The sequence below is a fragment of the Alkanindiges hydrocarboniclasticus genome, assembly GCF_001982605.1.
In the GTDB taxonomy this organism is placed as follows: Bacteria; Pseudomonadota; Gammaproteobacteria; order Pseudomonadales; family Moraxellaceae; genus Alkanindiges; species Alkanindiges hydrocarboniclasticus.
This window is the reverse complement of the sequence record NZ_MLCN01000042.1, coordinates 1-20,732: the sequence shown is the minus strand read 5'-3', so window position 1 is coordinate 20,732 and position 20,732 is coordinate 1. Positions and strand designations below refer to the sequence as shown.

Below are 20,732 nucleotides of genomic sequence, written 5' to 3'. Positions count from 1 at the left end.
CAGTGTTAGCCCTGCCCCCGGTAACTTAAGGCTTCGGTCAAGTGGCCACTGCTAATCACATCACTACCTGCCAGATCAGCAATGGTACGTGCAACCCGCAAAATACGATGATAGGCCCGTGCAGACAGGTTCAGGCGTTGTTGCGCCAGCTGGATAATCTTTTGCTCAGCCTCGCCAAGCTCTGCAAACTGATCCAGCAGTTGCGGATTTAAGGCTGCATTGCTCAGGCCCTGCCGTTGAATCTGGCGCTGGCGTGCAGCAATCACCCGGGCACGTACACTAGCTGAACTTTCCCCGGCTGTACGCGTCTGCAAATCACTGGCAGGCAGGGCAGGCACATCAATATGCAGGTCAATACGATCCAGCAATGGCCCGGATAAACGGCCACGGTAACGCTTGACCATATCTGGAGTACATTTGCAGCGCTGGCTGCCATCCAAGGCATAACCACATGGGCACGGGTTCATGGCGGCCACCAGCTGAAAGTTGGCCGGAAAGGTAATTTGCCGTGCTGCCCGTGAAATCACTACTTCCTTGGATTCCAGTGGCTGGCGCAAGACTTCAAGCACCTTGCGGTCAAACTCCGGCAATTCATCCAGAAACAGTACGCCATAATGCGCCAGACTGATTTCGCCGGGACGCGGCTGCGAACCGCCACCAACCAGTGCAGCAGCTGATGCCGTATGATGCGGTGCGCGGAAGGGCCGTTCGCCAAAGCTTAAGGAATGGTTGGCAATAGAATAAACACTGGCCACTTCAAGGCTTTCTTCATCGCTCAGCGGTGGCAAAATACCGGGCAGGCGGGAAGCTAGCAGGGTTTTGCCAGTACCCGGTGGCCCGGAAAACAGCAATGAATGGCCACCTGCCGCGGCAATTTCCAGGGCGCGGCGTGCACGGTGCTGGCCTTTAACATCGGCCATGTCCGGCAAATTAATCGTCTGGCTTATGCCCTGATGCTGGACTAGTGGCAGTAGTTGTACTTGTTGCAGGTGTGCACAAATTTGCTTAAGCGTGCCTGCGGCATAAACCCGGGCATCGGGAATCTTGGCGGCTTCGTTGCCATTGCCATGTGGTACCAGCAAGGGCCGTTTTGCCAGATGCGCGGCGCGGGCCACTGCCAATACACCCAGTACTGGACGCAAATCACCATTTAAGGCCAGTTCGCCCACAAATTCCTTTTCATGCAAGGCATCCGCATCCAGTTGGCCACTGGCTGCCAGAATACCCAGCGCAATCGGTAAATCCAGTCTGGCGCCTTCTTTGGGCAGGTCAGCAGGGGCTAAATTAATAGTCAGGCGGCGGCTTGGAAACTCAAAGCCACTGTTAATAATGGCAGAGCGTACCCGATCCTTGCTTTCGCGTACCGCAGCTTCTGGTAATCCAACAATGGTCAGGGCAGGCAGACCCTGACTTAAATGCACTTCCACCAGAACTTCAGGCGCATGCAGGCCGAGTGCTGCACGGGAGGTCACAACAGCAAATGACATAAGAAATCCTAAATTATTGTTTTAACGCTTTAATATTTTTTAAACAAAAGAGTGATTAAAAATCGCGCCGCTTAGAGAGTACGAATTGGACTGCGTAGCTAAAGTTGCGCAGTTAAGGTGCGGCTGGGCTTTCCAGTGAGGCAACTTTTTCAGTTAATGTTTCAATCTGGGCCAGCAGGCTGCCAATATTTTTCTGGGCATTGAGTAAAGCTGCCTGTTGCCGCAGGAATTCTTCCTGACTAACCAAGTCCATACGGGTAATCATCTCGGATAACAGCGCACGCAGATTTTTTTCCAGATCAGCCTTGGGTTCATGCATTTGTTCCAGAATGGCTTGAACAAGTTGCTCTATCATGGTGAATTTATGCTCCATTTTGAGGCAAAAAATAATCAGCTATTAAAATAATTTTAAAAAGGCAACTTTAAAATCACAATTTTAAAGGTAGTGCATCATTGTAAGGGTAAAAGTCTAAAGTAAAAACACAGAATTAAGTTTTACTGTAGCATTTGGAAACAAATTTATGCATGATAAATAAACAAATTTATCGGCAAGCACGCATTGCTGCCCTAAACATTACCCTGTCTATAGGGGTATGGGGTGGTTAATGCCGAGATTTAAAGCGTCATTGATGTTAAGTGTGAACAACTATTTAGGGTTAGATTTAGAGGTTATTTTATGAAGGGATTAAAACAAATTACCGCGTTAAGCTGTGTGATGGCCGGTTATATGCTGGCTGCAACGAGCAGTGTGCAGGCCGCTGATGTGATTAATATTCCGGGGGTAAGTACCACGGGTAATGTGACATTGTCTACGGATTACCGGTTTCGTGGGGTGTCGCAAACCAGTAACAATCCGGCCATTCAGGGTGCCATTAACTTTAACCATGAGTCAGGCACTTATGCCAGCCTGTGGGCTTCCAATGTCAGCGGCAACAGTACGGCAGAAATTGATGGCGTACTGGGCTATGCCACCAAGCTGAACCTGATTCCCAACCGTGATACGACACTGGATGTGGGTTATATCCGCTATATGTATGCAGGCTCTGGTGATTCGGCGCCGGGCAGCAACCAGCCGGATTACAATGAACTGTTTGGCCGTTTAAGCGTTGCTGGCAGTGTCATTAAGGAAGATAACCTGATGGTTGGGGTAAATTACTCCAATGACTATTTTAACAAGTCTGATAATTTCTGGTATCTGAGTGCCAATTACACCGCGCCCATTACGGATACCGGGTTTGGACTGGTGGCCGGGATTGGCTACAACCTGTTCAAGAATAGCAGCATGCTCAACCGCGCACTGGGAACTACCAGCAACGATGACAGCTATATTGACTATAAGCTGGGTACCAGTTTTGGGGTGCAGGGCCTGACCACCGAGCTGGCCTGGGTGGATACCAACCTTAAGGACAGCGAATGCTTTGATAAAAAAGCCTGCGATGGTGCGGTACAACTGAGCATCAGTAAAACATTCTAGGTACAACTTGACAGTCAAATACGTTATAAAGAGGGTCGCGTCAGCGGCCTTTTTTGTTTCCCCCCAATTTAAGCTGTTGGCACGTTTTTTGAACATGGAAATTACTGGTTATTTACCTGAGGTCTTTTGAAATGAAACTTGTAACCGCTGTGGTTAAGCCTTTTAAACTTGACGATGTTCGTGAAGCGTTATCAGAAATTGGTGTACAGGGTATTACCGTCACTGAAGTCAAAGGGTTTGGTCGTCAGAAAGGCCATACCGAACTGTATCGTGGCGCTGAATATGTGGTTGATTTTTTGCCAAAAGTAAAAATTGACATTGCGGTACGCGATGACATGGTAGACGCGGTCATTGAAGCCATTACCCGGGTTGCCAGCACTGGCAAGATTGGCGATGGCAAAATTTTTGTGAGCAATCTGGAACAGGTGATCCGTATTCGTACCGGCGAAACCGGACCAGACGCAGTTTAACAATGGCATGGACTTTGCTGTAAGTAAAATAACGCATTGATCCTGTGTTGGGGGAAGACACAATGAAACACATGTTACTGGCGCTTGGGTTATCCAGTGCACTTCTAACATCAGCAAGTGTATGGGCAGAAGAACCTGCAACGATGCAACAGGCTGTCACGCAAGATGCAGCCACCACCATGGTAGCTACAGACACAACAACAGCTACACCGGTTAGCACTGATAATTCTGCCATGGCCACTGTGCCAGAAGAAGCGACTGTTCCGGTAGCCGCTGCAGCTGCTGACACACTACCTGCACCTGAAGAAGCGGCCCCTGCGGCAGAAGCTACACCGAAGGTAGATACTGGCGACACCGCATGGATTTTGACCTCAACTGCGCTGGTGCTGTTGATGACTATTCCGGGTCTGGCGCTGTTTTACGGTGGTATGGTTCGCAAGAAAAACGTACTCAGTACCATGATGTACAGCCTGTCTGCCACCATTGTGGTGAGCCTGATCTGGGTCATCATTGGTTATTCCCTGGCGTTTTCCGGTGAAGGTGCCTATGTCGGTAATCTGGACAAGATGCTGCTTAACGGCGTGGCGTTTGATGCCCTAAGCGGGACAATTCCTGAAAGCCTGTTTGTTATTTTCCAGATGACTTTTGCCATCATTACCGTGGCCATTTTAAGTGGTTCGGTGGCAGATCGCATGAAGTACTCTGCATTCATGCTGTTTATTGCCCTGTGGGTGATTGCCGTGTATGCACCGATTACCCACTGGGTCTGGGCGGCTGGTGGCTGGTTGTTTGACGCTGGCGCACTGGATTTTGCCGGTGGTACTGTGGTTCATATTAACTCGGGTGTGGCCGGTCTGGTGGCAGCTTATGTACTAGGCAAGCGCATTGGTTTTGGTAAGGAAGCCATGGCTCCCCATAACCTGACCTTAACCGTGATTGGTGCAAGCTTGCTGTGGGTAGGCTGGTTTGGCTTCAACGGTGGTAGCGCGCTGGGTGCGGGTAGCCGTGCCAGCATGGCAATTCTGGTGACTCAGGTTGCTGCTGCTGCTGCTGCATTTGCCTGGCTGGTTGCTGAACGCTTTGTTCGTGGCAAGGCATCGGTACTGGGTGGTGCATCGGGTGCTGTGGCAGGTTTGGTCGTAATTACGCCTGCTGCCGGTTTTGTGGGGGTTGGCGGTGCGCTGATCATGGGTCTGGTTGGTGGCGTAGTGTGCTTCTGGGGCACTACCTCCCTTAAACGCATGCTGAAAGCGGATGATGCACTGGATGCCTTTGGCCTGCACGCGATAGGCGGTATTGTAGGTGCCATGCTGACTGCGGTGTGTGTAAACAGTGAAGTGATTGCTGCGGCTGGCCTTGAGTTGCCATCTTTGGGCAAGCAACTGTGGATTCAGGCAGAAGGTGTACTGGCTACCATTATTTATAGCGGTGTAGTTACCTTTATCCTGCTGAAGATTGTAGATGTAATCATTGGCCTGCGTGTCAATGAAGAACAGGAACGCGAAGGTCTGGACATTACCCAGCATGGCGAACGGGTTGAATGAGCGAGGATAAAGTGAAGCACAGCTTTACCCGAGCGCAAGACGAAGGCTTTGCCTGAGTACGAGGATAAACCATTAACCAGCGTTTGAATAAACAGGGTCACTGTCATGGTGGCCCTGTTTTTTTGATGGCGGTAATTTCACTTTTAGTGCAACGGGTTTAAACCGGCATAGCACACTGGAGAGCTGGCTTCTTGCCATTTTTCCAGCTCATCTTCTAAAAACCCTGCCAGTATTTCAAGATAAAATAAATGATTAGGCAGGGCACACAGTAAGGTTAAATTTCCTTGCCGCGCATAATCCAGCAGGATCAGCCAGTGTTCTGGCTGAGTGGACAACTGTTTAAAATAAGTCTGGCGAAATTCATCAGGCTGATTTATATGCTGTTCAGCCTATTGCATGAGTTCGGTTGAAGGTGCTAATGCCTCCAGCCACAAATCCACGACTCGCGCATCAGGCGGCGTTTCTGGTGGTAATGACATATGCGGCAATGCCGGGCCAATCAGAATTCGTTTACCCGCCTCAGGGCTTGGTAGTTCAGCACAGGATTTACAATAAATCATGGCATTTGCTCACTAGGACAAGTGATAAAAGGCACTGCATGGAACTGGCACTATAGCAAGTGGCGCCTTACAGGCACTGTACTTAATTTGATAGCAGATATTTGCTACACTCGCATATCAATGTTTAAAAACCTACCCTCATGCACTGTCCGTTTTGCAACGCTCCAGATAGTAAGGTGATTGATTCGCGGCTGGCTGCCGAGGGCCGGCAAATTCGTCGTCGCCGTGAATGTGTAGCCTGTGGTGACCGCTTTACCACCTTTGAATCCTACGATGTGGTTATGCCGCGTGTGATTAAGTCCAATGGGCGTAATGAACCCTTTAATGATGAAAAGCTGCGTAATTCCCTTACCATGGCCCTGCAAAAACGGCCAGTGAGTCAGGATCAGATTGAAGCCACACTGCTGGATATTGGCCAGCATTTGCGTCGTTTGGGTGAGCGTGATGTGACTTCGCGCAAGATTGGTGAAATTGTCATGCAGGCCCTGTATGACCTCGATCATGTGGCGTATGTCCGCTTTGCCTCAGTCTATCGGGATTTTCAGGATGTCGATGCCTTCAAACGTGAAATTGAACAAATGGGAATTGAGCAAACTGGAATTGCCAGAAATGTGCTTGAGAAGACCAAGCTGGAAAAAACAAATTTAGAGAAAATCAGTAAAGACAGCCAGAAGCCATGAGCAACCCGTTTTACATGCAGCGTGCCATCCAACTGGCCAGGCAAGGGCAGTACAGCACCAGACCAAATCCTAATGTGGGTTGTGTCATCGTCAAGGATGACCAGATTGTGGGTGAAGGCTTTCATCCGCAAGCTGGCCAACCACACGCCGAAGTATTTGCCTTAAAACAGGCCGGTGAACAGGCACGCGGGGCAACTGCTTATGTGACACTGGAACCCTGTGCGCATTATGGCCGCACGCCGCCCTGTGCCAATGCACTGGTGGAGGCGGGTGTCAGCCATGTGGTGATGGCCAGCCTTGATCCCAATCCCCTGGTGGCTGGCAAGGGGCAGGTCATTTTGCACGCCGCAGGGATTGATACCACTGTAGGCATGCTGGAAGCCGAAGCACGCGCGTTAAACAAGGGTTTCTTGCAAGTGATGGCAGGTGGACGACCCTATGTGCGCCTGAAAATGGCTGCCAGTCTGGATGGTCGTACGGCCATGGCATCGGGTGAATCCAAGTGGATTACCGGTGAGGCTGCGCGGCTGGATGTGCAGCACTGGCGGGCGCTGAGCGGCGCGGTGATTACCGGCATTAATACCGTGCTGGCAGATGATCCGGGATTGAATGTACGCCAGTTATCCAGTGGTTTTCCAATTGAAAAGGTGGAACAGCCCTTACGGGTGGTACTGGACCGGCAAAGCCGCTTTCCAATGCAAGCCCAGCTGTTACAACATCCGGATCAACTGCTGTTAATAGGCACCCAGCCTGATGTAGTGCCAGCGATAGAGCACTGGCCGGATATGGCTCTGGCACAATTGCTGAATGAATTAAAAAATCAAAAACAAATTTATGAGGTGCTGATTGAAGCTGGACCAACCCTGGCCAGTGAATTCTTGCGGCAGGGTCTGGTGGATGAGCTGATTGTGTATCTGGCACCCACCTTGCTAGGCTGTGAGGCACGTGCCATGTTTAATTTGTCTTTGTCAGAAATGAGCGAGCAATATCGGCTACAATTGCAGGAAGTGGCTCAGGTCGGGCAGGATGTGCGCCTGATCTTGACACCTGCTGCCCATTAAGCACTAGCCTGATTGCCCAGCGATTATTCCAATGAGATGTTCCAACAGATAGCGTAGAGTGATGAATACTGAAGCCAATGTGTATCACAAGCGTCGCCACGCTGCGCGAACCACCGATGATTATTTGTTTCATCAACTGGTGCCTTATCTGGGTAACAAGCGTCGATTGCTGCACCTGATTTTGGCGGCACTGGAACAAACCGGTACGCTGAATAGTAAAAGTAGCAAAAACGGCAAGCCTCCTATTTTTGCTGACCTGTTTGCTGGTAGCGGCGTGGTGTCACGGCTGGCCCGGCAAAATGGCTACCGCGTGATTGCCAATGACTGGGAACCCTACAGCCATGCGCTTAACCATGCCTTGCTGGCCTGTGTGGAAGCCCCGGAATTTGCCGGACTGGGTGGTTATCAAACGGCCATTGACCAGCTGAATAGCTTGCCGGAACAGGTAGGCTGGGTGACACGCAACCTGTCGCCACGGGATGATGATTTTTATGATCCCGCCCGTGACCGGCTGTTCTTCAAGCGCCGCAATGGCATGCGCATTGATGCCATTCGCAACCAGATTATGCAGTGGCAGCATCAGGGCCTGATTACCCCACTGGAAATGAGCGCGCTGTTGGCGCCCCTATTGTATTCCGCCAGTTTTGTCAGCAATACCAGCGGCGTGTTTAAAAGCTTCCATCAGGGCTGGGGTGGCAAAACTCAGACTGCACTGGAACGTATTGATTCCCTGCTTTGGCTCACGCCCAGCCGCTTTTGTCCGATTGGCAGTCCAAACCAGTTGGCGGCTGAAATGTGGTGCGTGGATGCCCAGTATCTGGCCAAGCAAATGTCGTCGTTTAAGGTGGATATTGCCTATCTGGACCCGCCGTATAACCAGCATGCCTACAGCAGTAACTATCATGTGCTGAATGCGCTGACCTTATGGGATCAAGTGGATTTACCCACACCAGATACCCCGGGCTTTAAAAGCGGTATAGACCGGGCATGGCGCAAGGAACGGCCTAGCCCCTACAATTCAGCCAAATACGCGACCGAAGCGTATCAGGAACTGGTGGGCACCCTGAATTCGCGCTTTATCCTGACCAGCTATAGTACCGATGGCAACATTGCACCCAAGGATTTGCTCAAGGCCAATCTGGATCGCGGTCGCGTGTCTTTACTGACGCAGGATGTGCCGCGCTATCGGGTCAGCAAGCAACGCCAGTCCGAACGGGCACGTACCCTTGAGTTTATTGTGATTACTGACACTCAGGCCAAGTCTGGGCCACCACTCAATCAATTGCTGGGCCAGCTCTATCATTTTGCGGAGCTTGGCGGCGTGGACACTTCTGGGCCAAGCACCCAACTGGCCTTATGGTAATTGCTGGCTCTTTAAACATAATTACTCACATTTTAAAATATTAACCTGCATCAGGCTGCATTAGGATGTCAGAAGCCCGGCTGTTTAACCAAAGTCAGGTGAATAACTCTTAAGCGCGACAATAAGGAAAAACGATGCAAACACTTCTCAGAAAAATTGTTGTTACCGCCAGCCTGCTACTGCTGGCGCCCTTAAGCTTTGCCACCACCTGGACAGCAGGCAGTAGTCATCAGGGTAAAGTCACTGTGCCAATTGAAGGTGGGCCAGTGATTACCTGGCAGTGCAACGGCAAAAGTTGTAGCTTGACCGGGCCGTGGGGCAATGATTTATCACTGGATTCCTGCCAGAATCTGGTGATGCGTGTGGGCAAGGTCAGCTATTACAAAAACAGTGCCGGCAAGGTATGGAATGCAGATTCAGATGAACTGGCCGAGTGCAATCAGGTGGCGCGCTAATCCATCTGGCATCTACAGTTTAGGCTGATGGGCTTGTCCGGCAGAAGTCAGCGATGTTTTGTTACATGGCTTTTGTCCGGTGATTGGGTATAATCAGCCCCAGTTTGATGACAATGAAAGATAAAGCGGCATGTTTACAGGCATTATTGAAGCAGTAGGAAAAGTATTATCGGTGAGCCAGACTGCGGGAGATGTGCGTCTGGTCATTCATGCTGCCGGACTGGACATGGGCGATGTCAAACTGGGTGATTCGATTGCAACCAGTGGCGTCTGCCTGACCGTGATAGATTTTGGCAAAGACTGGTATGCGGCTGATGTATCGCTGGAAACCATTAGCCGTACTAGCTTGCTACAATGGAAAACCGGAACATCGGTCAACCTTGAAAAAGCCCTGTTACCCACCACACGACTGGGTGGCCATCTGGTAAGTGGGCATGTAGATGGGCTAGGTGAAATTACCCTGATGCGCAAAGATGCCCGCTCGCTGTATTTTGAAGTTAAAGCACCGGATGAGCTGGCCAGATATCTGGCAGAAAAAGGTTCAATTACGGTTGATGGCATTAGCCTGACCATTAATCATTTAAATGGCGCGACGTTAAGCCTGAATCTGGTGCCACATACCGCTGAGCAAACTACAATTAAGGAATGGCAAGTCGGTAGTAAGGTCAATCTGGAGGTTGACGTACTGGCGCGCTATCTGGAGCGCTTACTGCTGGGCGACAAAGCGGCACAGGCCACGGTCAAAAGTGGGATTGATATGAGCTTTCTGGCAGAGAACGGGTTTTTGCGTTAACTCAATTGGAGTCATTGCAGCACTTTATACAGGCCTGTCTGGGCTACAGTAATAATAAATATTTTGATTGCTATTTTTAGCTGACTTAAAACTCAAATATGTTGTGATTAAAAAAACATATAGGTTAGGCACCTTTTTAAGCCGTAATAATTTAATTAAACATGAGGAAATGATGAGAATATTTTTTTTAGTCCTAATTACTTTTGCATTAACAGCATGTTCCAAGCCTTATGATAAATATATTGGATACTGGAAATTAGAAGATTCAAGCTACTCTAAGATACTGGAAATTCGTAAAGAAGCTAAAGATACTTATTTGGTCAATGAAGATATTTTGAATGCTGCCAATTTATCAGGCCAAAATAAAAAAGAACTGGTACTAGAGCAAAAAGATAAGCAGTTAGGTGTCAATAATGGCTTAACCGTGATTCCATTTAATCTATCCGATGATGGAAATAGCTTGCGAATTAGAGAGAACAAATACATTAAAATCACTGAAAATGAAGCGAAAACAGCAATAAAGAATAGGCAGGAGTGTAATCAGCTAGAATCAACATTTAGAGAACAACGTCTTGCTTTTCGAGTGTTTGTCAATGAAAGCGAGAAAAAGCAACGGGATGAGCTGCTTAAAAAATATTCTACGCTGCAAAACCAGATAGCTGACTGTAAATTCCATATTCCTAAGGCACGCTAATAAAGCAACAACAGCCTTACGGGTTAAGGCTGTTGTTTATTAAGTTGATACATCTGGCTGTAAATAAGACTGGTTTTTTTGAATTAAAATACTTAAAACCAGCAGCAGGATTATTGCTCACTCATAATCTGTTCAATTTCAATTTGAGCCTGCTGTTTTAAGCGCTCACCCAATTGCTGCAAGGTTTCTTCAATATAAATTTCAGCTTCCAGCCACAGTGCATCCTTAAGCGCCTGTACCTGATGCGTGTGCTGTTGGGCGAGCTGGGCAGCCTGTTCCTGTTCATGCTGCTGTTGTAGCTGTCTGGCAGCCTGCTGTTCAGCAATCTGCTGTTGTTCCAGCAGATATTGTTCCTGTTCTAACCGTTGCAGCTCAGCTTGTTCAGCCTGTTGTCTTTCCTGTTCTTGTCTGGCTTGCTCAGCCAGTCGCTGCTGTTCCTGTGCTTCACGTTCGGCAGCTTCTTGTGCCAGCCGTTCACGTTCTACCGCTTCAGCTTGCTGACGCGCCAGTTGTTCCTGTTCGCGCTGCTCTTGTTCCAGTCTTAAGCGCTCAGCTTCTGCCTGTTCGCGGGCGAGCTGTTCCAGTCGCTGGCGCTCTTTTTCTTCAGCTGCGGCTTTCTCACGCGCCCGTTGTTCAGCCTGCCGTTGCTGTTCTTCCAGTGCGGCCTTCACCAGTGCCTGATGCTGTTGCTCACGTTTGGCATCAGCAATCTGCCACTGGTTAAAATCAGTGTTGACTTCCAGCAGTTGGCAAATACTATGTAATTCACTAAAAACCTGCTGACGTACGGCTTCGGGTGCTGCCAGCCAGCGTGCCTGAAAGTCACGGCCTACATTTAACGCCATAATTTTTTCCAAAAACCGACCAATTTTAAAGGGCACCACTTGCAATGGAGCTGGATAACTTTAATACGCTTTCATCCCTGCCTGCAATAAGCTACACCTGATGCGTGACGGGTTCAATGCCTAATGCACGGTAAGCCTTAAACCGTTCACGGCCAGTTACTTTGGCAGCCTCTGTATTTTCAATAATTTCCAGCACACGCAAAAAGCGCTGCGGATCAACAAGCTCCTGCCCCAGATTAAGGCAATCACCGTCAAACTGTTCTGGCAAGGTCAGGCTCAGGCAAATTGGCGAGTTCAGGTCATCAACATCATGCGCTATAAAACTGCTGGCATCAAATTGCCAGAGTAAGGCATCAAACTGTTGCAGGGCATTGATATCATCAAACTTGACCAGCAAGGGCTGCTGGGACGTTTGAATACTCTTGCGGCAAATCCGGCAGGCTAAATCAAGCTGCCGGATCTGGCTTTGGATTAAGTAAAAACCAACATCTGCCATAAATGAAAAACTACTGTGGTGTAGCGCTAGCTGGCTTGACTGCGATTGCGCAAGAACTGCATTAGTAGCGGAACTGGCCGGCCAGTCGCACCTTTGTGAGTACCTGACAGCCATGCTACGCCCGCAATGTCCAGATGCGCCCAGCGGTACTCTCTGGTAAAGCGTTGCAGGAAGCATGCTGCGGTAATCGCGCCACCATAAGGCCCGCCAATATTGCCCATGTCTGCAAAGGGAGAATCCAGCAGTTCCTGATAGTCATCAATCACCGGCATGCGCCATACGCGGTCATGCGACAACTGGCCGGCTTGTTGCAATTCACTGGCCAGTTCATTGTCCGGGCTAAACAAGCCAGCCAGTACCTTGCCCAGTGCCACGACACAGGCACCGGTTAAGGTGGCAATATCAATCACGGTATCGGGATTAAAACGCTTGATGTAGGTCAGCGCATCACACAACACCAAACGGCCTTCGGCATCGGTGTTTAAAATTTCAACGGTTTGCCCGCTCATGGTGGTGACAATATCACCGGGACGTGTGGCACGGCCAGAGGGCATGTTTTCAGCACACACCAGTGTTCCCACCACATTAACCGGCAGTTTGGCTTCACACAGGGCCTGTAGCGTACCCAGTACAGACGCTGCACCACACATGTCAAACTTCATTTCATCCATGCCGGCAGCAGGTTTCATGGAAATACCACCAGTATCAAAAGTAATGCCTTTACCCACCAGCACGACTGGCTTGCCTTGATCTGACTGGAAATTGTCAGACTTGCCCTGATATTCCATAACTACCAGCCGCGCTTCACGCTCGGAGCCATGGCTGACCGCCAGCAATGCATTCATGCCCAGTTCCTGCATGGCTGCTTCATCCAGTACAGTTACTTTCAATAGGTCTGGATATTGCTGCGCCAGTTGCAGCGCCTGTTCGGCCATATATTCCGGATGGCACACGTTGGCAGGCTGGTTACCCACATCCCTGGCCAGTGATTGGCCTTTAGCCACTGCCTGCAGGTAATCAATACGTGATTTGAGTTCATCAGCACGGGTACTGTGCAGGGTAATACTGTCCAGTATGGCTTCACTTTTTTTGCTTTTATAAGTATCAAAGCGATAGGCCGCATTGCTTAACGCCAGTACAAAAGTGTCAATATGCAGGTCAGCCAGTGCGTCGAGTGAAATGACGGCCTGCGCTGTCCGGTTGGCCAGTGCCTTATAGATACTGCCAGCTAACGTCTGGGCTTGTCCGGCAGTCATTTTGTTCAGTTCACCGGCACCAACCAGCAATACCTGTGAAAAATCAGTATTGTTGAGCTGGTAAATTGGCAGGGTCTCTCCCAGCTTAGCCTTGAACTGGGCGCGCTCAATATGGGTGGCAAGCTGCTGCTGCACATCATCGGGAAGCTGGTCATGTGCCTGTACCAGTGTCTCCTGATCCAGAACCAGTACCAGCGTGGCATTGGCACTGGAGGCGCTATCGGCTGTTGTGTCTGAGGTTGGTAAAAGTTTGTTCTGTAAATTCAGTTTCATGTATTGACCTTGCATCATCGTGGCGAAGCAGTATTCCATTAAAACACTGTCCTGCTAGACTTGAACAGCCTAAATTGATACGCCACGTACTATTTTTTTAAGGTATAAGTACTTAAACTTGGCATTTTGTAATAGCCCTTTGTCATTACCCGTACGGGTTTACTGTGGATAGCCCTTTTGATCATTCGTCGTTATTTGGTTCGTCAGGTTCTTGGCACCAGTGCTGTTGTGGTTGGCCTGCTCACGCTGATTATGCTGGGAGGACGGTTAATCAAGTATTTTGGCGTGGCCGCACAGGGCCGTCTGGATGCCAGTGTGCTGTTTACCATTATTGCCTTTCGCCTGCCGGAATTTCTTACCCTGATATTACCACTGGGCTTTTTTGTGGGCCTGATGCTGGTTTTTGGCCGTTTATATGTCGACCATGAAATGGCTGTGCTGAACAGCAGCGGGGTCAGCCGTGACAGTCTGGGTATATTACTGATTCCCATGACGCTATTGCTGATTGTGGCCGAAGCCGCGCTGGTGATTCAGATTGCACCGTGGGGCAACCGCAAGTTTGATCAGGTAACTGCTACACAGGCGGTACGCAGTGGTTTTGATCTGGTGCGTCCGCGTGAGTTTGTGTCCAGTGGGCGCTATACCATTTATGCAGGTTCGCTGTCGGATGACCGCCGCGACTTGCAGGATATTTTCTTTTATGAGCGCAGCGAGCAGCCCAACAAACCGGACATGCTGATTATGGCCGAACGGGCTACCCGGGTGGTTGATCCTAGTAACCGCGCCAGTGTGGTAGACCTGACCCGTGGTCGTCGTTACGAGATTTATCCCGGCAGGCCTGAATACACACATGCCGAGTTTGCCAGCTACCGCCTGCGCATTGAGCACGAAAGTGACCCTGAGCTGGGCACCCAGCGGGTAGAAGCCATGAGCATGGCGGCACTGGCCAAGCGCCTGAATGAGCCGGTGGTCAGAAGTGAGTTTGGCTGGCGTTTGAGTGCGCCATGGGTGATGGCACTGGCTTTAATTCTGGCGTTACCCCTGTCGCAGGTGAATCCACGGCAGGGCCGTTATTATCGCCTGTTTCCTGCCATCATGATTTTTGCCAGCCTGATAGTGGCTCTTATGGCAGTTAAGACTCGCGTTACCAAAGACCAGCTGGGTTTGTGGGGCTATCCGCTGGTGCTGGTGATTTACCTGATTGTCGGACTGGTACTATCGCGGCGGCAGCGTTTGTCCCCGCAAGCCGCAAAACGCATTAAAGAGGCAGCCCAGTCATGACATCCATTTTGTTGTTGGCCCGACATGTGATTAAAACTTCTGGCCTTGCCATGCTGGGCGCAGCCATATTGCTACTGCTTTTGCAAATGCTGTTTTCCTATATTGCCGAGCTGGGTGAATTAAAGGAAGGCTACAGCGCTTTCAATGCCTTTATGTATATTTTGTGGCAGTCACCCAAGTTTTTATATGACATTTTACCGATTGCTGGCCTGATGGGGGCCGTGATTGGTCTGGGGTCACTGGCTTCTAGTAGCGAGCTGATTATTATGCGGTCTGTAGGGCTTAGCCTGTGGCGCATTGTCAGCTGGGTGCTATGGCCTGCCTTATTATTGGTAGTGGTGTCATTTGCCTTAAGCCAGTGGGTATTGCCCTATACCAATGAGCAAGCCCGTGTGATTCAAAAACAGGCCGGGCAGGCAGCCAAAATTGGTGAGGTACGTGGCTACTGGACCCGTGAAGGCAATCGCTATATTTATGTGAACTACGCCAATTCAATGGGCCAGCTAAAGCAAATTGAAGTAATTGATCTGGACGAAAAATATCGCATTCGCCAGACCTTGACAGCCCAGACTGGTGCATTTAAACAAAACCAGCAATGGCAACTGCAACAGGTTGAACAAATCCAGATTCAGCCAGACAGCAGTGCCAAGCCTACCCAGCATGAGCAGATGACGATGCAACTGGGCCTGCAACCACGCTTTGTCCAGACTGTGACTGTTGCCCCGGAAGATCTGGCGCCCAGCCAACTGATCGAGTATATGCGCTATTTGTCTGCCAACGCGCAAGTGCCCAAGCCCTATGTGCTGGCCCTGTGGCAAAAAATTGCTGCGCCGTTTGCGCTGATCTCGCTGGTGGTGATTGCCTGCTCATTTATTTTTGGGCCTTTACGCCAGCAATCCGTGGGTTTTCGTCTGGTCATTGCATTGTTTATTGGACTGGGCTTTCGCTATTTGCAGGACTTCTTAAGCTATGCCAGTCTGGTGTATTCGCCATCACCGGCTTGGTTTGTGCTACTTCCCATTGTGATTTGCTTTGGCATCGGCGCTTATTTGTTAAACCGGGCCAAATAGTTAAAAACAGTAGGATGAAATTAAAAATAGCTCTAAAAGTCAATGGTAAACATGGATGTTAAAACAGGAGAAGGATTTTGCCAACTGTCATCATGCGTGACCAGCAACCGCTTTATGTGCGTATTATTGGACAGGGCCAGCCGGTACTCATGCTGCATGGTCTCGGCATGCAAAGCAGCCAGTGGTTACCGTTTATTTTGCCTTTTATCCGGCACTTTAAATTTTACATGCCGGATTTTCGCGGCTTTGGCAAATCAAAATCATTGCGTTTAAACCAACCGGATGTATTTGAAAACCATGCGCAGGATGTACAGGATATTATCCGACATTTTGACTTGAAAAATTTTTATCTGGTGGGGTATTCGTTGGGGGCAAGCACCGCCCTGCATTTACAGCGCAGTCCTGAGTTTGCACGGGTCAGGCGTTATTTGCACATTGACCAGTCGCCTTGCGTGGGCAACCGCCCTGACTGGAATTATGGGCTGTTTGGCGAGCAGCAGTCGACGCTGTTTAGTAGTTTCCAGCAAATGCTTAACATCATTGCCCCATTTGAAGACCATCTGTTTTTGCAACAGTTGCCTTATCCCATCCGGCGGCAGGCAGTGGCTGTGCTGGGGGAAATTTTTGAGACCATGCTGGGCAAGTCCTTAATCAAACATGTGTTTAATTTATCGGCACACATGCCTGTACTCATGCCGCATGTTATTGCGCTGTCACGGCTGGAAGATATCCGCCTGTATCTCAATGCTTACATGGCCGGGCACCATGATTACCGCCAAATTCTGGGGCAGTGGCAAATTCCCACTACCCTGATGATAGGCATGCAGTCGCCGCTGTACCATGCCTGTGGGCAACGCATCATCAGCGAAAAAATGCAGCCATCGCGGGTGGTGGAGTTTCAAAAATCCGGCCATACCCCGCTACTGGATGAGCCTGTTAAATTTATTCGTGAGCTAGGGCGCTTTTTAAACTAAGCCGCAGTTGTAGTGAAAAAATACAATTCCATCACGCTAAGTAGGCCAAACCATGGCAAAAAACGTGTGAATAGAAAATAAGAATAATTAGATTAGAAAAACTTAAATAAAAAAATAAAATTTAATTAAAACAATGATTAAAATTTAAAAATAACTGATAATTAAAGGCGAATACAAAAAGACACAATAGCCAAAAGCGGTATCTTTTAGAATTCGCAAAATTTTACAAAGCACCATAATAATAGCAATGATGAACCTATTTAATGCACTGGTTCAGTGGGCTTTAGACCCGCAGCACCGTGCCCTTCGCATTCAATTTTCCAATGCTGTGCTTAATCCGCAGGTATTTTTACAGCGCATTGAAGGCCATCATGTCATCAATGAAGGACTAAGCGCGGAATTAATGTGCTTTTCGCACAATCCTTATATTTCCTTAAAGCAGTTTATTGGCTGTCAGGTGGTGGTGGCGCAGCGTAGCGACACCGGGTTGTGGCATCGTACCTCTGGCCTGATTACCGGTGCCAGCGCTGGCGATAGTGATGGGGCACTAACTCCCTATAAACTTACCTTGCAGGACACCACCAGTCTTTGGCATAAGCGGCGCAACAGTCGTGTGTTCATGAATAAAAGCGTGGTCGACATCAGCCAAATTTTATTTAAGGAATGGCAATCCAAAAGTCCACTGTTTGCCGCCACGCTCATGCTGGATGTACAGGGCTTAAGCCAGAGTTACGATGTACGGCCATTTGTCATGCAGTCCAATGAAACGGATTATGACTTTCTGACCCGGCTCTGGCGCAGTGAAGGGATTAACTGGCTGATTGATGAAACCAGTTATTTGTCCAGTGATGCCAGCCTGCTAGAACCCCAAATCCTGCGGCTGATTGACGATAACCGGCATTACTCGGCCTTACAACGCCAACTAATTGATTATCACCAGAGTAGTGCTACCGAACAGCATGACCACATTACCCATCTGACTGCAGCACGCAGCCTGCAACCCACGGCTGTGCATGTCCAGCACTGGCAGGCACAGCATCTGGAGGTGGAAACAGGCGCTGGCAGTGTATTAAGTCCACATCAGCACAGTGATAGTCATACCAGTGCCAGTTTAAGCCTGGAGCAGGCCTGGGCCATTAGTCCGGCCTGGGTACAGGATTTAAATGGTGAAGATGGTGTAACCGCATCTGGCAACCTACAACTGGAAAAACTCAATCGCAATCTGCGTGAGCAGCATGACAGTCAGGCCAAGCAATTTATTGCTTTAAGCAGCGTACGCGACAGTCAGGTGGGTTACTGGTTTATGCTCAACCGCCACCCTGAAATCGACCTGCACCCTTTCAGGGATCGTGAGTTTTTAATTATTGCCAAGCAGTTTTATCACCAGAATAACCTGCCCAAGGATCTTAAACAGCACATCACCGCACTGCTGGCCCAAAACCACTGGCAGTCCTCACCATCCCCGTATCGTCACCACCATAGTAATCAAAACAACAGTATTCAAGCCAGTGGTCATACAGATCAGGAACGACAAGGTAATCAATTGACCCTGATTCGTCGTAGTGTTGCAGTCAAACCTCAATTTAATCCGCTACAACACCGCCCAGCGGCTTATCCACAACGGGCACGGGTAGTTGGCCCAGAATCTGAAACCATCCATGTGGATGAATGGGGCCGGATTAAAGTGCAATTCCTGTTTACCCGCATGGAAGACCATCAGCATAGTGGCGGTGCAGGCAGCAGTAATACTGATCAGGATTCTGCATGGGTAGATGTGCTGACCCCGTGGGCAGGCGAGGGCTATGGCGCGCGCTTTTTACCTCGTATTGGCGAAATGGTGGTGGTTGACTTCTTTGATGGCAACATTGACCGGCCGTTTGTCACGGGCCGTATCCACGAGGCTGAACGACATCCCACCCGGTTTGATATCAAAGGGGCTTTACCAGATACCAAACGCTTAAGTGGCATCCGTTCACAAGAAGTGGGCGGTAGTGGGTTCAACCAGTTGCGGTTTGATGACACCACAGGGCAAATTAGTGCCCAGTTACACAGCAGCCATGGCGCCAGCCAGCTCAATCTGGGCAATTTAAGCCATCCGAAGGAAAGTGAAACCAGTGCAGGCCGGGGCGAAGGCTTTGAATTACGCTCAGACCAATGGGGCGCAATCCGGGCTGGCAAGGGCCTGCTGATTTCCACCTATGCACAGGAACAGGCAGTTTCTGATCATCTGGCAGCCGCAGAAGCACAATCCTTATTGGCGCAAGGGCATCAAAATATGACAATGCTCAGCGAAATTGCCCTAAAGCAACAAGCCGATGCACTGGATGTTATTCATCGCTTACCACGTTTTATCGAATCACTAGAGCTTAAAAGCAGCAGTCAGGCCTTAAATTCCACCCTGAATTTGTTTAAACATGGCTTAACCAATGATCCCTTAATGGCGCTTAAAGATTGCGGCGGCTTTATTGATGATGTTGGCTCCATTCGGGATAATGTAAGCGGCATTATTGATGAATTTAACCACTATTTTAACAATGCAGAAGAAGCGGTTGAAAACCTAAAAGCATTTATTGAAACGCTTGAAAATTCTGGCACAGAAACAATTACAGCCAAGCTGGCCAGCTTAAAGCAAAATATCAGGAATAATCCACTGCAAACTCTCAAGGATGTTGGTGCAGTTCTACAGGATATTGACATTAATTCTGAAGATTTTATAAATGTCTGTGGCAGCTTCGGCGGTAGTAAAGATATTACCCCGACTACAGCACTTGGTCAGCTTCAAAGTTTTATGGAAAGCCATACCCAGAAGCTGGAACAAAGTGCAGACACCAGCCAGCAAGAACAGGGCAAAATCTTTAGACAGGCACTGATGCTACTGGCCTCACCCAATGGCATTGCCTTGACCACCCCTGAAAATATTATCTTGCAAGCATCTCAGGATATTTCCAGTAGCGCCAGTGGTTCAATCAATGTCAGTGCCCAGAAAAATATCATCAATCATGCTCAGGCTAAAATCAGCCTGTTTGCGGCCCAGAAAGGCATCAAGGCCTTTGCCGCCAAAGGCAAAGTTGAACTGCAGGCGCAGGATGATGCACTAGAAGCTATTGCCCGCAAGGTGATTAAACTTATTTCTACCGAAGAAAAAATTGAGCTGACCAGTCCCAAGGAAATTGTGTTAACAGCTGGCGGTTCTCAACTTATCATTAATGGCAGCGGAGTTTTTATAAAAACTGGTGGAAAGTTTGAATGTAAGGCTGGACAGCATGTGTTTGAGGGTGGAGAAACAGTTAATGCAGAGTTGCCGAAGATGCCTGAGAGCGGTTTATTTAGTAGACGGTTTGATTTTAAGAATTTGATTGAAGCAGAGCTTTTAAGCGAAGGATTTAAATACAAATTAATTAATAAATCAAAAAGCATTGAATATATTGGAACCTTAGATCAAGAAGCTAGAACTGAGCGAATTTTTAGTGATTCTGCTGATAATGTAGAAGTTGTGCTACTAGGTAAGAGCGAAGCTGAACAAGATAAATTAATTTTGAAAGAAGTGCCCATTTCTGATAGTGAACAGAGTGAGGCCTGTTGCGGTGGAGATGATCCTGACGATAGCAGTATTTCACCTGAAGAAGTTAATGATGATTTGAGTCTGGAAAAAGACTATCAAGCATTTGGAAATTAGGATGACATGATGAAATTATTAGCAACAATGGCAAGCCTTACCCTGTTTCTGGGTTGTAGTAACGTTCAGGCAGAACAATCAGACCAGTGCTTAAAATATTGGAATAGACCTGAGGTTGAGATAAAAATACTAGGTAAAGTGGATTGTCCAAATATTTGGGAAGATATAAATAACCAATCAAGTATAAATAACCCGAATCCTGCTTAAGCCAATGCTTCATAGATTTGAATCGTTGGCTTATTGTCATGACAAATCTGGTAAGCACACAAACTTGCATAAA

At 48.7% G+C, this 20,732-nt stretch carries 20 protein-coding genes and 1 pseudogene; 13 read left to right on the top strand and 8 right to left on the bottom strand.

The genetic code is table 11. The annotated features are described in order from the left end of the window. Positions 1-5 precede the first annotated feature (5 nt). Together BKE30_RS13710 and BKE30_RS13705 are read right to left on the bottom strand one after the other, a co-directional pair. Positions 6-1,487, bottom strand: a complete 1,482-nt coding sequence (locus BKE30_RS13710; protein WP_076879143.1) for a YifB family Mg chelatase-like AAA ATPase — start codon at positions 1,485-1,487, stop codon at positions 6-8. Between the two features lie 112 nt (positions 1,488-1,599). Next, complete coding sequence (locus BKE30_RS13705; protein WP_076879150.1) at positions 1,600-1,842, bottom strand: accessory factor UbiK family protein; 243 nt, start codon at positions 1,840-1,842, stop codon at positions 1,600-1,602. A 321-nt stretch (positions 1,843-2,163) separates the two neighbouring features. Between BKE30_RS13705 and BKE30_RS13700 the strand changes: the two genes are divergently transcribed. The 3 genes from BKE30_RS13700 to BKE30_RS13690 all read left to right on the top strand — a co-directional run bounded on the left by BKE30_RS13700 (position 2,164) and on the right by BKE30_RS13690 (position 4,975). Then, entirely contained in the window at positions 2,164-2,961 is a 798-nt protein-coding gene (locus BKE30_RS13700) for a TorF family putative porin (RefSeq protein ID WP_076879142.1), read from the top strand. A gap of 131 nt (positions 2,962-3,092) precedes the next feature. After that, on the top strand, positions 3,093-3,431 hold the full coding sequence (glnK, locus tag BKE30_RS13695) for a P-II family nitrogen regulator (protein WP_026471699.1): 339 nt from the start codon (positions 3,093-3,095) through the stop codon (positions 3,429-3,431). A gap of 62 nt (positions 3,432-3,493) precedes the next feature. Next, entirely contained in the window at positions 3,494-4,975 is a 1,482-nt protein-coding gene (locus BKE30_RS13690; protein ID WP_076879141.1) for an ammonium transporter, read from the top strand. Positions 4,976-5,118: 143 nt separating this feature from the next. On the opposite strand, the gene BKE30_RS13685 is transcribed toward BKE30_RS13690, so the two are convergent. After that, complete coding sequence (locus BKE30_RS13685) at positions 5,119-5,352, bottom strand: DUF488 family protein, N3 subclade (RefSeq protein ID WP_406564689.1); 234 nt, start codon at positions 5,350-5,352, stop codon at positions 5,119-5,121. A 12-nt stretch (positions 5,353-5,364) separates the two neighbouring features. Then, on the bottom strand, positions 5,365-5,535 hold the full coding sequence (locus BKE30_RS16080; RefSeq protein WP_158073196.1) for a DUF488 family protein: 171 nt from the start codon (positions 5,533-5,535) through the stop codon (positions 5,365-5,367). Between the two features lie 140 nt (positions 5,536-5,675). On the opposite strand from BKE30_RS16080, the pseudogene nrdR reads away from it, so the two are divergent. The 6 genes and pseudogenes from nrdR to BKE30_RS13655 form a co-directional block, all read left to right on the top strand. Next, a pseudogene (nrdR, locus tag BKE30_RS13680) lies at positions 5,676-6,116 on the top strand (transcriptional regulator NrdR); the annotation flags it as partial. A gap of 95 nt (positions 6,117-6,211) precedes the next feature. After that, positions 6,212-7,276 carry a bifunctional diaminohydroxyphosphoribosylaminopyrimidine deaminase/5-amino-6-(5-phosphoribosylamino)uracil reductase RibD gene (gene ribD / locus BKE30_RS13675; RefSeq protein WP_076879139.1) on the top strand — a complete coding sequence of 355 codons (1,065 nt, stop codon included), beginning with the start codon at positions 6,212-6,214 and terminating at the stop codon, positions 7,274-7,276. 61 nt (positions 7,277-7,337) lie between these two features. Continuing rightward, a complete protein-coding gene (locus BKE30_RS13670; RefSeq protein ID WP_076879138.1) occupies positions 7,338-8,639 on the top strand; it encodes a DNA adenine methylase in 1,302 nt (433 codons plus the stop codon). Positions 8,640-8,773: 134 nt separating this feature from the next. After that, entirely contained in the window at positions 8,774-9,094 is a 321-nt protein-coding gene (locus BKE30_RS13665; RefSeq protein WP_076879137.1) for a hypothetical protein, read from the top strand. Positions 9,095-9,224: 130 nt separating this feature from the next. Beyond that, a complete protein-coding gene (locus BKE30_RS13660) occupies positions 9,225-9,887 on the top strand; it encodes a riboflavin synthase (RefSeq protein WP_076879136.1) in 663 nt (220 codons plus the stop codon). Between the two features lie 67 nt (positions 9,888-9,954). Further along, positions 9,955-10,581, top strand: a complete 627-nt coding sequence (locus tag BKE30_RS13655) for a hypothetical protein (protein WP_227518413.1) — start codon at positions 9,955-9,957, stop codon at positions 10,579-10,581. 110 nt (positions 10,582-10,691) lie between these two features. On the opposite strand, the gene BKE30_RS13650 is transcribed toward BKE30_RS13655, so the two are convergent. From BKE30_RS13650 to BKE30_RS13640, 3 genes are all read right to left on the bottom strand, one after another. Continuing rightward, complete coding sequence (locus BKE30_RS13650) at positions 10,692-11,426, bottom strand: hypothetical protein (protein ID WP_143253755.1); 735 nt, start codon at positions 11,424-11,426, stop codon at positions 10,692-10,694. 91 nt (positions 11,427-11,517) lie between these two features. Continuing rightward, positions 11,518-11,922: a DNA polymerase III subunit chi gene (locus BKE30_RS13645; RefSeq protein ID WP_076879134.1), complete on the bottom strand. Its 405-nt coding sequence runs from the start codon at positions 11,920-11,922 to the stop codon at positions 11,518-11,520. Positions 11,923-11,948: 26 nt separating this feature from the next. Next, positions 11,949-13,451 carry a leucyl aminopeptidase gene (locus BKE30_RS13640; protein ID WP_076879133.1) on the bottom strand — a complete coding sequence of 501 codons (1,503 nt, stop codon included), beginning with the start codon at positions 13,449-13,451 and terminating at the stop codon, positions 11,949-11,951. 177 nt (positions 13,452-13,628) lie between these two features. On the opposite strand from BKE30_RS13640, the gene lptF reads away from it, so the two are divergent. The 4 genes from lptF (at position 13,629) to BKE30_RS13620 (ending at position 20,452) form a co-directional block, all read left to right on the top strand. Continuing rightward, positions 13,629-14,732: an LPS export ABC transporter permease LptF gene (gene lptF, locus BKE30_RS13635; protein ID WP_076879132.1), complete on the top strand. Its 1,104-nt coding sequence runs from the start codon at positions 13,629-13,631 to the stop codon at positions 14,730-14,732. Then, on the top strand, positions 14,729-15,802 hold the full coding sequence (gene lptG / locus BKE30_RS13630) for an LPS export ABC transporter permease LptG (RefSeq protein WP_076879131.1): 1,074 nt from the start codon (positions 14,729-14,731) through the stop codon (positions 15,800-15,802). Before lptF ends, lptG begins: the two co-directional genes overlap by 4 nt. Positions 15,803-15,879: 77 nt before the next feature. Beyond that, positions 15,880-16,776 (top strand): alpha/beta fold hydrolase, encoded by an 897-nt coding sequence (locus BKE30_RS13625; RefSeq protein ID WP_076879130.1) that lies wholly within the window; start codon positions 15,880-15,882, stop codon positions 16,774-16,776. Between the two features lie 247 nt (positions 16,777-17,023). Beyond that, positions 17,024-20,452, top strand: coding sequence for a type VI secretion system Vgr family protein (locus tag BKE30_RS13620; protein ID WP_076879129.1), 3,429 nt, complete (start codon positions 17,024-17,026; stop codon positions 20,450-20,452). Positions 20,453-20,489: 37 nt separating this feature from the next. Here the strand turns inward: BKE30_RS13620 and BKE30_RS16405 are convergent. Beyond that, positions 20,490-20,732: hypothetical protein (locus BKE30_RS16405; RefSeq protein ID WP_227518412.1), on the bottom strand; the 243-nt coding region annotated here is incomplete at its 5' end.

Excerpts from the sequence above, each read along its gene's own strand:
- BKE30_RS13710 (WP_076879143.1), bottom strand. The coding sequence starts at position 1,487 with ATGTCATTTGCTGTTGTGACCTCCCGTGCAGCACTCGGCCTGCATGCG.
- BKE30_RS13705 (WP_076879150.1), bottom strand. The coding sequence starts at position 1,842 with ATGATAGAGCAACTTGTTCAAGCCATTCTGGAACAAATGCATGAACCC.
- BKE30_RS13700 (WP_076879142.1), top strand. The coding sequence starts at position 2,164 with ATGAAGGGATTAAAACAAATTACCGCGTTAAGCTGTGTGATGGCCGGT.
- glnK (WP_026471699.1), top strand. The coding sequence starts at position 3,093 with ATGAAACTTGTAACCGCTGTGGTTAAGCCTTTTAAACTTGACGATGTT.
- BKE30_RS13690 (WP_076879141.1), top strand. The coding sequence starts at position 3,494 with ATGAAACACATGTTACTGGCGCTTGGGTTATCCAGTGCACTTCTAACA.
- BKE30_RS16080 (WP_158073196.1), bottom strand. The coding sequence starts at position 5,535 with ATGATTTATTGTAAATCCTGTGCTGAACTACCAAGCCCTGAGGCGGGT.
- ribD (WP_076879139.1), top strand. The coding sequence starts at position 6,212 with ATGAGCAACCCGTTTTACATGCAGCGTGCCATCCAACTGGCCAGGCAA.
- BKE30_RS13670 (WP_076879138.1), top strand. The coding sequence starts at position 7,338 with ATGAATACTGAAGCCAATGTGTATCACAAGCGTCGCCACGCTGCGCGA.
- BKE30_RS13665 (WP_076879137.1), top strand. The coding sequence starts at position 8,774 with ATGCAAACACTTCTCAGAAAAATTGTTGTTACCGCCAGCCTGCTACTG.
- BKE30_RS13660 (WP_076879136.1), top strand. The coding sequence starts at position 9,225 with ATGTTTACAGGCATTATTGAAGCAGTAGGAAAAGTATTATCGGTGAGC.
- BKE30_RS13650 (WP_143253755.1), bottom strand. The coding sequence starts at position 11,426 with ATGGCGTTAAATGTAGGCCGTGACTTTCAGGCACGCTGGCTGGCAGCA.
- BKE30_RS13645 (WP_076879134.1), bottom strand. The coding sequence starts at position 11,922 with ATGGCAGATGTTGGTTTTTACTTAATCCAAAGCCAGATCCGGCAGCTT.
- BKE30_RS13640 (WP_076879133.1), bottom strand. The coding sequence starts at position 13,451 with ATGAAACTGAATTTACAGAACAAACTTTTACCAACCTCAGACACAACA.
- lptG (WP_076879131.1), top strand. The coding sequence starts at position 14,729 with ATGACATCCATTTTGTTGTTGGCCCGACATGTGATTAAAACTTCTGGC.
- BKE30_RS13620 (WP_076879129.1), top strand. The coding sequence starts at position 17,024 with ATGATGAACCTATTTAATGCACTGGTTCAGTGGGCTTTAGACCCGCAG.